Consider the following 549-nt stretch of genomic DNA (forward strand, 5'->3'; position numbering starts at 1 on the left):
ACGCGTAGTGCTAGTCTTGTAACATTTATGTTTATCCCCAATCATCGCTAACTTTGAGGCCACTCCGTCCATGGGTCAACTGGTCGTGGACCTTAAGTGCATTCCAGAGAAACAAAGCATTTAGTCGGCTTTCTAATCCGCGTAGTGTAAGGGTTCCTGGATGTTCAAAGTGTCCAACCTTATTAAGATTTTCAAAACCAGTTTCGATATGTCGTCGTTGATTTTTAAGCAGTGCGGAATTGACTTGCTTATTGCCCAACATGTTCTTCCGCAAAGGAAACCAGAGATGAATATGGTAGTTCTTAAGCTTTTGTTGTTCCGGTCGGCTTAAGTATCCGCCGTCCGCCAACACTTCTTCAGCTGGAGTTTCAAGTAGTAGTTCTTCGACAGGCTTACGGTCATCAACGGAAGCTGGCGTTAGTTCCCAGTTCACAAAGTATCCTTGATTAGTCATTACGGCATGCAATTTGAAGCCATAATAGTAGATTTGTTTGGTCGCGTTGTAGCCCTTATTGGCGATGCCTCTTAGAACCTTAGCTTGGTTGCTTC

Annotated in this window: 1 protein-coding gene; it reads right to left on the bottom strand. The window is 44.1% G+C overall.

Annotated features, from left to right (window positions below; genetic code table 11):
* Window positions 1-31: 31 nt before the first annotated feature.
* Window positions 32-549 (bottom strand): IS982 family transposase (locus FC99_RS08500; protein ID WP_156639356.1); only part of this gene is annotated, 518 nt, incomplete at its 5' end.

The organism is Levilactobacillus koreensis JCM 16448 (assembly GCF_001435525.1).
Classification (GTDB): domain Bacteria; phylum Bacillota; class Bacilli; order Lactobacillales; family Lactobacillaceae; genus Levilactobacillus; species Levilactobacillus koreensis.